At 67.5% G+C, this 12262-nt stretch carries 10 protein-coding genes and 1 pseudogene; 5 read left to right on the top strand and 6 right to left on the bottom strand.

The genetic code is table 11. The features are described from left to right. Positions 1 to 59 precede the first annotated feature (59 nt). A complete protein-coding gene (locus tag MVF96_RS22950; protein WP_083229472.1) occupies positions 60 to 929 on the bottom strand; it encodes a TetR/AcrR family transcriptional regulator in 870 nt (289 codons plus the stop codon). A gap of 90 nt (positions 930 to 1019) precedes the next feature. Between MVF96_RS22950 and MVF96_RS22945 the strand changes: the two genes are divergently transcribed. The 5 genes and pseudogenes from MVF96_RS22945 to MVF96_RS22925 all read left to right on the top strand — a co-directional run bounded on the left by MVF96_RS22945 (position 1020) and on the right by MVF96_RS22925 (position 5582). Beyond that, positions 1020 to 1727 (top strand): TetR/AcrR family transcriptional regulator, encoded by a 708-nt coding sequence (locus MVF96_RS22945; protein ID WP_247450616.1) that lies wholly within the window; start codon positions 1020 to 1022, stop codon positions 1725 to 1727. Positions 1728 to 1831: 104 nt separating this feature from the next. Beyond that, positions 1832 to 2539 carry a histidine phosphatase family protein gene (locus MVF96_RS22940; RefSeq protein WP_247450614.1) on the top strand — a complete coding sequence of 236 codons (708 nt, stop codon included), beginning with the start codon at positions 1832 to 1834 and terminating at the stop codon, positions 2537 to 2539. Between the two features lie 63 nt (positions 2540 to 2602). Then, positions 2603 to 3364, top strand: coding sequence for an SDR family NAD(P)-dependent oxidoreductase (locus MVF96_RS22935; RefSeq protein ID WP_247450612.1), 762 nt, complete (start codon positions 2603 to 2605; stop codon positions 3362 to 3364). A 1-nt stretch (position 3365) separates the two neighbouring features. Then, positions 3366 to 4762: pseudogene (gene lpdA / locus MVF96_RS22930) on the top strand (dihydrolipoyl dehydrogenase). Between the two features lie 16 nt (positions 4763 to 4778). Next, positions 4779 to 5582: a ThuA domain-containing protein gene (locus MVF96_RS22925; RefSeq protein ID WP_247450610.1), complete on the top strand. Its 804-nt coding sequence runs from the start codon at positions 4779 to 4781 to the stop codon at positions 5580 to 5582. 237 nt (positions 5583 to 5819) lie between these two features. On the opposite strand, the gene MVF96_RS22920 is transcribed toward MVF96_RS22925, so the two are convergent. From MVF96_RS22920 to MVF96_RS22900, 5 genes are all read right to left on the bottom strand, one after another. After that, a complete protein-coding gene (locus MVF96_RS22920) occupies positions 5820 to 7424 on the bottom strand; it encodes an IS1182 family transposase (protein WP_247452164.1) in 1605 nt (534 codons plus the stop codon). Positions 7425 to 7589: 165 nt separating this feature from the next. Beyond that, on the bottom strand, positions 7590 to 8336 hold the full coding sequence (locus MVF96_RS22915) for an SDR family NAD(P)-dependent oxidoreductase (protein WP_068972147.1): 747 nt from the start codon (positions 8334 to 8336) through the stop codon (positions 7590 to 7592). Next, a complete protein-coding gene (locus tag MVF96_RS22910) occupies positions 8333 to 9385 on the bottom strand; it encodes a zinc-binding dehydrogenase (RefSeq protein ID WP_247452163.1) in 1053 nt (350 codons plus the stop codon). The genes MVF96_RS22915 and MVF96_RS22910 overlap by 4 nt, the downstream gene beginning before the upstream one ends. Before the next feature lie 47 nt (positions 9386 to 9432). Then, positions 9433 to 10431, bottom strand: a complete 999-nt coding sequence (locus tag MVF96_RS22905; RefSeq protein ID WP_247450608.1) for a TIGR03619 family F420-dependent LLM class oxidoreductase — start codon at positions 10429 to 10431, stop codon at positions 9433 to 9435. Further along, positions 10431 to 12185, bottom strand: coding sequence for a PEP-utilizing enzyme (locus MVF96_RS22900; RefSeq protein ID WP_247450607.1), 1755 nt, complete (start codon positions 12183 to 12185; stop codon positions 10431 to 10433). Before MVF96_RS22900 ends, MVF96_RS22905 begins: the two co-directional genes overlap by 1 nt. Between the last annotated feature and the right edge of the window lie 77 nt (positions 12186 to 12262).

Here is a 12262-nt window from a genome sequence, read left to right as displayed (position 1 = left end):
CCAACCTGCATCGGAGTAACTGTTTCGGAATTAAAGTTACTCGACGGGCTCGGCTCGGGTCAGCGGCCTTCGATCATCTTGGTGCAGACGTCGGTCGTCGCGGTGCGCAGACTGGGGACCGGGATGTCCGACAGCGGCCCACCCTCGATACGCAGGGGTTGGATGGCGATGGTCATCGCGATCATCGTCCGGACCCGGAGGGTGCGCGCCGCGTGCTGTGCGGTGGCCGCACGCCGGTTGGGCGGGTCCTCACCGGCCGGGAAGTAGTCGAACGCACGCCGGATGTGCCGTTCCTCGTACTCCTTCGTCAGCAGCCGGGTCCCGGGGGTCGCGCCGCCGGCCATCTGCAGGAACAGCATGCGGGCGGAATTGGGGTGCTCGGCGGTCCAGTCCCAGACCGCGGCGACGACGTCCTTGAACGAGTCCGCGCTCGCGGACACATCGTCCGGTCGAGCCGACTGCGCCGCGGCCGAACTCGCGTCCATCGCATAGCCGAGTGCGCTCTCGAAGAGCTCCTCTTTGCTGGCGAAGTGATAGTAGACCGCGGTCGGGACCATTCCCGCCTCGGTGGCGATCTCCTGAATGGAGGCCTCCGCGAACCCCTTTCGCGAGAACACCCGAACCGCGGCCTTCACGATGAGATGCCGCCGCGACGGACGGTGCGCGGTCGTGCCGTTGCCGGCGCCCGATCCGTTCTGGACCGGTGAGTCCGGCGGTGCGCCCTCGGCGCCGGCCTCGTGTTCCACCGGCGAGATGTCGGGTGCGGCGTCAGGATCGACGTCCTCCTGTGGGCCGGTGCCCGCCCCCGGATCCGCGGCCGCCAGTGCGATGTCGTCGGCAGCCGGGGTCGAATCCCAGCCGAGCCAGTCGGCGTCCGACTCCGACATGCCGTCGGCCGGCCGGGCGTTGTCTCGCCTCGATCTCGCCATACGTCCTCCTCGCCGTGCTCCCCGTCCCGATCCGCCGTGGCGCAGACCTCCCGGTTCCGTTCACGGCGTGCCATCAGGATGGCACAGCCCGTGACAGCCCCCGATGCTGTCATGATCTATCGCATGGCGGGCAAGAATCCCTCAGGACGAAGCACTTCCGGCCGACGCAACGCCGGGCGCGCGTCGGCGAGCGCTCCGAGTGGCGGCAGCGGCGCGAAGCGGGCCGCGCACCGGCCGTCTCGACGCGACGTCGTCGTCGAGGCGGCGATGCACCTCTACTCCATGCGGTCGATCGAGGACGTCACCGTCGCAGACATCGCCGCCGAGGCGCAGATGACCTCGGCGGCAGTGTATTACCACTATCCCTCCAAGGAGGAGGTACTCCTCGGCGGACTGCGGATCTTCGCCGAGCAGATGCTCACCCAACTGCGCACGGAGATCGACGCCGATCCCGACGCCTCGCTCGGCGACGTGATCATCTCGGTTCTCGAGTGGACCGACGCCCACCGGGCGGCGTCGCTGGTCTACTTCGTGCGGTCGCCCGGATGGAGTCTGTCGATCGAGGCGCTGCGCCGGGAGGTGCGTCTGGAGATGCTCGCGATCTTCTCCGCCGAGTTGCGGGTGCGCAACCGCATCACGTCCAAGGCCAAGCAGGCCGCTGCGGCGACGGCACTGTCCAGCCTCCTCGAGGTGTCCGCGTCGTCGTGGCTCACCGAGGACGTCGTCCTCGCGAACCTGGGGCGCCGGCGCTTCTCCGACGAGGTGCGTGAGCTCGCCGCCGACATCGCCAGCGTGTGATGTGACACCTCTGAACCTATAGCTTCGGCGTCTGATCACTCACCTGAGCAGGAGGTTCGCGATAGTATCTTTATAAAGAACCTAGTTTGTGGTTCACTGGAGCCGTGCCCAACCAGACCCGCGCGCGCTCGATCGACCTCGACAACCCGTTCGCGCCACTGGCCGGACTGTGCGAACTCGTGCTCATCCGCCACGGCGAGCAGGCGCTGAGCAAAGAGCTCAGCGCAGCCGAGACCGTCGATCCGCCTCTGTCCGACCTCGGGCAGCGACAGGTGCGCGCCGTGGCCGACCGGCTCGCCACCCACACCGTCGATGCCGTCTACAGTTCGCCGCTGCGCCGGGCCCTCGACACCGGCCGGGCCATTGCCGCCCATCACGGTCTGGAACCGATCGTCCGCGACACCCTGACCGAGTACGAGCCGTGGCAGTCCTTCCCTGCCGACGAATCGCCGTTCGAGACCCTTCCGCACGACGAGATATCCCGGATCTTCCGCGAACACATCAGGACCCGCAGCTACGAACCGTTCCCGTACGCGGAGGACCCGGGGGCCTTCCGCGCGCGAGTGCTCGGCGAGATCGGCCGGATCGTCGACGCGCACCTCGGCGAGCGCGTGGTGGTCACCTGCCACAGCGGGGTGATCAATGCCGTGCTCGCCGACGCGCTCGGAAGCGGTTTCGACATGCCGGTCCGCGTTCACCACACGTCGGTCAACGTGTTGCGCGGCGCGGACACCCGCCGTGCGGTGCAGTCCGTCAACGACTTCACACACGTGCTCGACTTCCAGACCTCCGTCGGCGCGATGAACCTCTAGTCCGACCCCGCCGAAACAACCAGCCCCGAACCGCCAGCACGACCGAAAGAAGAAGGACCAGACATGGATCTCGACCTCACCGGAAAGCGCGCCCTCATCAGCGGTGCGAGCAAGGGCATCGGCCTCGCCATCGCCAAGACCCTCCTTGCCGAGGGGGCGTCCGTGGGCATCTGCGCCCGTGGCGAAGCCCAACTCAAGACCGTCGCCGACGAACTGTCGGAGTCCGGCACGGTGTTCTGGAAGTCCGTCGACGTCGGCGACTCCACCGCGGTCACGTCCTTCGTCGACGACGCGGCCGAGGCGCTCGGCGGGGTCGACATCGTCATCGTGAACGCATCGGCGATGACCGGTAAGGGGCGCGAGGCCTGGGAGAACAGCTTCAACGTCGATCTGATGAGCCTGGTCGGCTTCATCGAGGCGGCGACACCGCATCTGGAGAAGAGCTCGGCCGCGTCGGTCGTCACTATCAGTACGACATCGGCCATCGAGGCCGGCCCGATCACCACCGCCAACAGCTATGGCGCGCTCAAAGCCGCCGTGTTGCAGCACTCCTCGGCGCAGGCACGTGTCCTGGGAGCCAAGGGGATTCGCGTCAACGCGGTGTCGCCCGGTCCGGTCTACTTCGAAGGCGGACCCTGGGACACCATCAAGGAGCAGCGCCCGCAACTCTATGACGCGGCGCTGTCGTCCGCCGCACTGGGCAAGCTGGCCGCCGCCCAAGATGTCGCCAACGCGGTGACCTTCCTGGCGTCGCCCGCCGCCGGTCACATCACGGGCACCAACCTGGTCGTCGACGGCGGCTTCACCAACCGATTCGACTTCTGAGATGAGCGCGGACTCCACCGAGACCGCCGACGTCGTCGTCCTCGGCGGCGGTTCGGGCGGATACTCGTGTGCCCTGCGCGCCGCGCAGCTCGGCATGTCGGTCGTCCTGGTGGAGTCCGGCAAGCTCGGCGGTACCTGCCTGCACAACGGTTGTATCCCCACCAAGGCGCTGCTGCATGCCGCGGAGATCGTCGACTCCGTGCGCTCTGCGGCCGATTTCGGAATCAAGGCCTCGCTCGACGGTGTCGACATCACCGCGGTGCATGCGTACAAGCAGAAGGTCGTCGACGGTCTGTACCGCGGCCTCGAGGGACTGATCGCATCGCGGGCGATCCGCGTGGTGCGTGGTCACGGCCGCGTCGTCGGGGACCGAACGGTCGCAGTCGATCTCGCGGACGGGGGACTTCGCGACACCGGGGTGAGGCCCTTGTCCTCGCCACCGGATCGCAGTCGCGGACCCTTCCGGGCATCGACATCGGCGGTCCGATCATGACCAGCGACCGTGCGCTGGAGCTGGATTCGATCCCGAGGTCGGCGATCGTCCTGGGCGGCGGCGTGATCGGTTGCGAGTTCGCCAGTCTGTGGGCGTCGCTCGGCGTCGAGGTCACCATCGTGGAGGCGGCACCACGACTGGTCCCGACCGAGGACGAGTGGTCGTCGAAGCAGTTGACCCGAGCGTTCCGCAAGCGCGGCATCACCATTCGGACCGCGGCCATGCTGTCCGCCGCGCGCGTGACCGATGCCGGGGTCACCGCCGATCTCGGCGACTCCGAGTCGCTGAACGCCGACATCCTGCTGGTGGCGGTAGGGCGTGGTCCGCGGGCGTCCGGTCTCGGGCTCGAGGAGGCGGGCATCCGACTCGACCGCGGGTTCGTCGAGGTCGACGATGCGCTGCAGACCACTGTGCCGGGCGTTTACGCGGTCGGCGACATCGTGCCGGGACCGCAGCTCGCCCATCGCGGGTTCGCGAACGGGATCTTCGTGGCGGAGCAACTGGCCGGCCTCGATTGTGTGCCGGTCGCGGACAGTGGGATTCCCCGCGTCACCTACTCCCACCCCGAGGTTGCTTCGATCGGGCTGACCGAGGCCGAAGCCGTCGAACGGCACGGTGACGTCACCACCGCCATCTACGACCTGGGTGGTAACGGCAAGAGCCGCATCCTCCAGACGTCGGGTGGGGTGAAGCTCGTCCGCGCCGGGTCCGACGGACCCGTCGTGGGAATCCATCTCGTCGGTGATCGGGTCGGTGAGCTCATCGGTGAGGCACAGCTGATCTACAACTGGGAGGCGACCGCCGACGACGTCGCGAACCTGGTGCACGCGCATCCGACCCAGGCCGAGGCGCTCGGCGAAGCCCACCTCGCGCTGGCGGGCAAACCCCTGCACGCACACGCCTGAGATCTCGAGGAGCGACATGTCCGGACCCGCCGGCCGCCTCGACGCGGTCGTCATCTGCGGTGGGCAATGGCACGACTTCGACTACGCGAGACTGCAGATCCTCACGCTGCTGGCCGATCACGAAGTGGTGCGAACGCGAGTCTTCGACGACTACGCGGGTGCGATCCCGGCCATCGACGACGCGGATCTGCTGATCACCTACACGTGCAACCGGATTCCGGACGAGGCCGCGCAGCGGTCGCTCACGGAGTTCCTCGCACGCGGCGGTCGATGGCTGGCGTTGCACGCCACCAACTCCGCGATCGAGCCGACGCCACCGGGGTCGCCGAGCAAGTACGTCACCCCACGCACCATGGGCGTGCTGCCGCAGCTCGTCGGCAGTCAGTTCCTCGGGCATCCGCCGATCGCGCCGTACCGGGTCGAGATCGCCGCGCCCGATCATCCGCTCGTGGCAGGTGTCGAGGCCTTCTACGCCGTCGACGAGCTCTACGTGAGCGAATTGTTCGAGCCGATAGAGGTTCTCGCCCACACGCGGTTCGTCGGCGAGTCGACCGGTTTCGCCGAGGGCACAACACCTCCGACGATCCGTTGCCGGTCCTCTACCTCAAGCAGCATGACGCCGGAACCGTCTGCTACTTCACGCTCGGGCACTGCCGCGGCCGGTTCGATGTCCAAGACCTGGGTATCGACGATCTCGGACGGGTCGACCGGGGGAGCTGGGAGGTGCCGGAGTACCGGACCATCCTCGGCCGGTGCGTGGACTGGGCGGTTCGCGGGACGTTCTGAGGGTCAGAGCGTTCCCCGATGCCCCGTTTCGTGACCGGCAGACTTCAACTCGACTCCTGGACCTCGATCGGAGTCCATCGGTCGAGTTGAAGTCTGCCGGTCGCGGGCCCGACCTCCTGTGTTTCTATCGATTCAGCGAACAGAGGCCCCATGCGCCCTAAGAGCCTGCTGAATTAGGGTCCAGCCTGGGTTGAGGTTCCTGCTGCGGGGATGTGTCGGTTCCGGGGTGTGGTCGTGGTGATCGATCTAGGTGGGGCGGCGGTGCCGCGGTTCAGGCGGTGGCCAGTGTCCAGGTGCCGTTGGTGGTAGTCAGTCCGAGGGTGATCAGGCGGCGTAGGTTGATCGCGGCGGCGCGGTGGTGCAGCCAGTTGTTGTTGCGTTCGATTCCACGGTAGGGCACCCGCCGGTTACCGCGGGTGAGCCAGGCAATCGTCCGTTCGACCATGGGTCGATGCTGGCGGTAGGTGTCGGCAATAGTGTTGTCAGAGAAGTGTTGTCGGTGTTCGCGCTGGAGTTGGTGGTGTTCGCCGAAACTGATTTTGCGTCCACGAACCGCGGTGGTGCACCGTGCCCGAAGTGGGCAGTCTTGGCAGGCCGCACCGTAGGTGACGTGGCCTTTCGCGCTGACCGGTCGGGTCAGGTTGTTGGGGCAGGTCAATGTGTTCGAGTCGGCGTCGAAGGTGAAATCGTCGATGACGAAACCACCAGCAACCGCCGGCATGTGTGGCTTGGGTTTGATCACCGCGTTCCATCGTGTCCGCGCCAGCGTGGCCAGCATGTCACCGGAGGCATACGCTGAATCACCCAGCACCTCACGATCGTCGGCGTCGTCGGCGACGGTCGGATCGCTCAGCAACAACCGTGCCCCGACTGCTCCGTCGGAAGTGTCCGGACCAGCGGCTTTGGTCATCTCGATCGCGGTGACCAACCCGGTCTCCGGTTCATTGACGATGTGGCCCTTGAACCCGTCCTGCTGGCGTGCCCGGGTTTTGTGGGCGTGGCGGGTGTCGGTATCGACGGTAGAGATCACCCGGTCCGGGGCGGTCCGGGGCGCGATGCGCCAGCGTCCGTCGGTGCCATCAGAACCTGGTGCCGGTTCCACATCCTGGCCGGTCACCAATGCCAGCAATGCCACCGCCTGCGCCTGGGCCTCGTTACTCGGCTCCTTCTCGATGGCCTCGAGGTCCAGACCGTCGAGCACGGCCAACCCATCTTCGACAAGGGCGCTGATCAGGTCCTGTTGAGCACACTCATCATCCCAGGCGATCCGCGGCTTGCCGGGCCGGTCATAGCCGCCGCCGGTCAACGCGGCCAGACGAGTCGCACGCTGCTCGACCACCACCGCACCACCGTCGACCTCTCGGGCGACCCGCCGGATCGCCGCGATCACCTGGGTGACGGCGTCCTGGCGGGCCACCGCGTCATCGAAGATCGTCGAATCCAGCGCTCGACGACTCTTACCCGCGAGCACCCCGGTGGTGGTGATGACCTCGCGTACCACCTCGAAAATGCGGTACGGCCGATCGCTGGCTGCCAGTCGCCGACGCCAGTACGTCAGAGTCGACGGATGAAAACCTTTGTTACCCAACACGAATCCACACGCCGCTTTCCACCGCAGATCGAAAGTGACCGCATCAGCGGCTTCGCGATCGGACAAACCCTGCAGCGTTTGCAGCACGATCACCGACGCCATCGTGGCCGGCGGGATCGACGGACGGCCCCGGCCGCTGGGAAACAGGTCCGCGAACATCTCCGCAGGAAACAACTGCTCGCGATGAGCAGCCAAAAACGCGAACACACTGCCCTCGGCCAGCAAATGCCCGACGACCGAGTTCACATCCAGAAACTCACCCTGACGATCCGGCTCACCCTGCATACCCACCAGGATCCCAGCCCACCAGGCAAACCCGCTCACCCCACACCGAAACGACACCGACTATTTCAGCAGTCTCCTAATCCGAGAGAACGCCACAACCCTTGCTCCCTGAGGTGCGAGGAGCGGTGGCAGACGGGCTGTCGCCAGGTTGCAGAGGGGCGTAACTCAGTAGGACGCGGTCCCACCGTCGACGCTGAGGATGGCACCGGTGATGACGAACGAGGCCAGCGGCGAGGCGAGGAACGCGATCACCTCGGCGACCTCGTCGGCCGTGCCCCAGCGTTGCAGTGGAACCATCCGACGCAGGGACTCGTAGCGTTCGGGGGTGTTGACCGCGATGCGTCGAGTCATCCCGGTCTCGATGGGGCCGGGACAGACTGAGTTGACCCGGATGCCGTCGACGGCGAGGTCGAGGGCCAGTGACCGGGCGAGGTTGACCGCGCCGGCCTTCGCCGCGGCGTACGGCCAGCGGTTGGGTTCGCCGCCCAGGGCCGTCGCCGACGCCGTCACCACCACCGCACCGCCCCCGGATCGCCGGAAGGCGGGGATCGCCTCGCGCACACCGAGAACCACCGACCGGAGGTTGACATCGAGGGATCGGTCGAAGACGTCGAGGTCCAGGGTCTCGATGGACCCGGAAGCGGGCACCCCGGCATTGAGGATCAACGCGTCGAGCCGGCCGAAGCGCTGTTCCGCCGTCTCGACCGCGCGCCGGTTGTCGTCGGCCGACGTCACATCCCCCACGAGCGGGACGATCCGCGGCCGGTCCGCGAGCTCGTCCAGAACCGCAGGCGAGTTGTCGACCGCGACAACCGAACTCCCGCGACCGACCAAGAGCTCGGTCACCGCACGGCCGATGCCCGAGCCGGCACCGGTCACGATGGCGACGGTGCCGGACACGGTGTCGGTCATTCGGAGTCCATCTCGATGATCGCCCGGCCGACGATCTCGCCGCGGGCGAGGGCCTGGTAGGCCTCGTCGACCTCGTCGAGGCGGTAGCGGCGGGTGATCACACGTTCCGGCTCCACGATCCCGCCGGCGACCATGCGCAGCAGCGCCGGCATGTCACGTCGTGCCTTCGCGCCATAGGAACCGCGGATCTGCAGGCTGCGGCGCACGAGACGAGCCAGATCGAGCTCACCGGGCGTCCCGGCCGGCGCGATCCCGACGACCACGGCGCGGCCCCCGTCGTCGAGGATGTCCAGCGCGGTCGCGAAGGTGCTCGGGTGCCCGAGGGCCTCGAAGGCGACGTCGACGCCGTGGCCGTCGGTCAGTGCCCGTACCTCGGCGACGACGTCGGTGTCGCGCGAGTTCACGGTGTGGGTCGCACCGAGCTCGGCCACCGCCTTGAGCTTGTCGTCGTTGACGTCGATCGCGATGATCTGGGCGACTCCGGCCGCCGCCGCGAACTGGACGATCGACGATCCCACGCCGCCGGCCGCCACGACGGCGATGCGGTCGGCCAGCCGCAGCTCGGCGTTGGTCACGGCACCGAGCGCGGTGAACGAACTGCAGCCGAGGATGGAGACCTCACCCAGTCCGACCCCGTCGGGGACGACGAAGGCGTCCGACGCGGGGACGACGCAGTACTCGGCGAGTCCGCCCATCGAGTACATCGCCAGCGGGGTGCCGTCGGCGCGGGCCAACCGGGTCTCGCCGTCGTAGAGCGTGCCCTTGAGCCGGTTGTGGGCGAAGAACTTCTCGCACAGGTCGTCCAGTCCGCGCGCGCAGTGGCGACACTCGCCGCACGGCATGATGAAGCTGCACACGACCCGATCGCCCACCGCGAGGGTGTCGACGCCGTCGCCGAGTTCCTCGACCACGCCGGAGACCTCGTGGCCGAGGACCGCGGGAGCGGGGAAGTTCACCTCGGACTTCAGTACGTGCAGGTCGGTGTGACAGACCCCGCACGCGGTGACCTTGAGCAGGATCTCGCCACGACGGGGCGTCGGGCGCGGGATCTCCTCGACGGTGAGTGTCGGTGTACTGCCCTCTCAGACAGCAGCTTTCATGATGCGTTCTCCTTCTGGGGCCGGGCGGCGCCCGACGAGTCGGGCACCGCGGAGCTGTCGTCGCGCACGAGTTGGATCAGCGGCGCCAGCCGCTCGGGCATGGTGGCCCAGTCCTCCGGCGACCGGATGTCGTCGGAGAAATTGCATTCGATGATGAAGTGTTCCGCACCGACCGCCTTCGCGGTGGCGATATCGGCGGCCACACCGTCGATGCCCTGTCCGCCGGATCCCACCGGGTCGGTGGGGCGCTGGAGGTAGGACCGCAGGAACAGCCGGACCGGGGCCCGTCCGGCGGGACGCTGCGCGGCCATCCCGTCGAGCTGGGCTTGCAGGGCCTCGGCTGTGCCGCTGCTGGGATTCCAGATGTCGAACAGTGCCGCGGTGCGGGCGAGACCGCGTTCCGACCGCAGCCCGGACAGCAGCGGCGGATGTGGTGTCTGGACCGGCTTCGGCCGCACGGTGGAGGTCGGGATGGTGAAGAACTCCCCGTCGAACTCGACGGGATCCGGTCCCCAGCACGCCTGGACGGCGCGGACGAGTTCGTCCATCCGGCGCCCGCGCGTCCGGGGGTCGACGTCCATGAGTCGATGTTCTTCGTCGGACCAGCCGACGCCCAGCCCGGCGACGAGACGTCCGCCGGAGAGCACGTCGAGAGTGGCCAGACGCTGAGCGAGCTCTACCGGGCGGTGGTACCCGGCAACCAGGATGCTGCTCCCGATCAGCGCCCGCCGGGTGCACGACGCGACGAATGCCATGAGCTCGGTGGCCCCGAGCACCGAACGGTAGGCGGGGTGCACCGCCGTGGTGTGCCGGCCACCGTAGACCGACGCGTTCTGCTCGGAGTAGAAGAGGTGTTCCTGCGCCCACAGTCCGGTGAATCCGAGTTGCTCGGCGGCCACCGCGAAGTCGCGGACGGCCGCGGCATCGACGTGCTCGCCGAGCTGGGGGAGGGCGAGCCCGATCGTCGTGCCGCGGGCGCCGTCAGTCATCGCCATCAGAGGATCGTCACCGACCCGGTATTGCCGTCGACCTCGATCATCGCGCCGTCCGGGATGCGGGCCGTCGCGTCCTGAACCGATACGGCGCAGGGGATTCCGAGCTCACGACACACGATGGACGAGTGGGTGATCGTCGCGCCGACATTCACGACGACACCGCCCGCGAAGACGAACAACGGCGTCCAGGCGGGATCGGTCTGCGGCGCGACGAGGATGTCGCCTTCCTCCAGCTGCTCGGCCTCGTACGGGTCGTGCAGGATTCGCGCACGTCCCCGGGCGACGCCCGGGGCGCCGCCGACTCCGGAGAGGACGTCACCGGGCACCGCGGGGTCCACCCGCTGCCCGGTGCGCCGGGGCCACTGCGAGAGGGGGAGCGGTTCGAACAGGAAGAACGGCGGTTGCAGATCGAACAGGGCGAGATACTGCTCGCGTCGCTCCTTGATGGTGTCCGCGAACGACTCGGGTTCGGCGACAAAACGATCGAGCTCGTCGTCGACGAGCATCGTGATGTCGTGATGGTCGTCCATGATCCCGCGTCCGACCATCCGGTGTCCGAGTTCGTAGAGGGCGGCCCGCATCTCACCCATGATCTTCACGCATGCGGTCTTCGTGCGCTCCCGCCACGGCATGAACTTGGTGATCGACTTCGCCGCGTTGCGGAACGCGGTGGCCGACTCCGCGTCGGGCATCTTGGCGGCGAGCTCTTCGGTGAGTGCGAGACGCTTGTCCTGATTGCGGCGCAGGATCGCTTCGGGATCGGCCTCCGCCGGGCTGCTGCGCATCCCGTTGATGGCCATCAGCGCCAGCACGGGTTTGGTCTCCCAGCTGTCCGATCGGATGTCCCATTCGTTCGGTGCGCGCGAGCCGTAGCGGTAGAGGAAGTCGTCGAACTCCTCCCGGAACCTCGCGGCGTCGGCGGAGTCACTCGCGGTGATCGCGTCGAGGGCGGAGGCGAGCCCGTCGTCGAATATCCCGGTCAGTTCGGACGAACCGGCGACGAGGCGCCCGAGCTTCCACATCGCATACGACGGGGCGGCCGAGTCCACGCCGCCCAGTCCGCTGAGCAGATCGCCGAGTTTGTCTGCCTCGCCGATGGTTTCGAGGAGTTGACCGGCCACGGCCGGACCCATCGTCGACAGCGTCGTGGTGACCGGGTGATAGGCGTAGCAGTAGATGAGGTCGGGGAGCAGCGAACGAGCGTGCTCGACGAGTTCGGCATCGCTCATCGCGGCGAGATCGGGACGCTGGTCGCGTGCCCGGTCGGCGCGGCGCTTGGCCTCCTCGGCTTCGGGGAACTCATCGGTCGTGAGAGCCCAGGCGGTCTTCTCGGCGAGACCGGCCGTCAGTTCGGCGTTCTCGTCGCCCGGCTTGGGTACGTACTCGGGGATGTCGGGATGGTCGCCCACCCACAGGCTGTTCCACACCGGCACGGTCAGCCCCGGGAGCCGGGCGCCGTTGAGCTCGGTCATCGAGAAGTTCGTGTAGTGGTAGCCGCCGAAGTTGCCGATGATCTCGGGCATCACCTCGTCGATCTCCTCGGCAAGGTGAGTGCCGAGGTTGTCGACGTAGCCCTGGCGCCAGCCGATGTTGAGGCCCTTGTTCCAGACCATCGTGACGTTCAGCGGACTCGACGGGTCGGGCAGCACTTCGCCGGCGTTGGCGCGTGTGTACACCGGGTATCGGCTGCTGAACTCCCAGTCGGTGATCCAGCGATCGATGTCGACCGCCCCCGCGGACTGCTCGTCACTCATGTGTTCCTCCTCATCGAGGTGACAGGCTGTATGTCAAGTCACACTATAGAAACCTGCGACAGATGGAAACATGTACA

Source organism: Gordonia hongkongensis (assembly GCF_023078355.1).
Classification (GTDB): domain Bacteria; phylum Actinomycetota; class Actinomycetes; order Mycobacteriales; family Mycobacteriaceae; genus Gordonia; species Gordonia hongkongensis.
This window is presented reverse-complemented; position numbering and strand designations above follow the sequence as displayed.